This window comes from Geobacillus sp. WSUCF1 (genome assembly GCF_000422025.1).
Classification (GTDB): Bacteria; Bacillota; Bacilli; order Bacillales; family Anoxybacillaceae; genus Geobacillus; species Geobacillus zalihae.
The window spans coordinates 1-211 of sequence record NZ_ATCO01000272.1 but is presented as its reverse complement, the minus strand read 5'-3'; the positions used below and the strand labels follow the sequence as shown (position 1 = coordinate 211).

Below are 211 nucleotides of genomic sequence, written 5' to 3'. Positions count from 1 at the left end.
TATATTCTTTTGGATTGTCGTCATTATATTCAGGAATCTCATCGCCGTCAAAAAAGCTGGCTTGAGACGTATATGATTCTTCCTGTTTCAAGAATTCAATGCCGTAAAATTCACAAAGATATTCTAGTTTTTCTTTTATGTTACCGAGAGGAATATTGACAAAGTTTTGATTTGTCTTTTTTCCTAGATTCATATTGCGTTGCCATGTTTC

General features: G+C 33.2%; 1 pseudogene. It reads right to left on the bottom strand.

Annotated features, from left to right (window positions below):
• Positions 1-211, bottom strand: a pseudogene (locus I656_RS0117155) (IS200/IS605 family element transposase accessory protein TnpB); the annotation flags it as partial.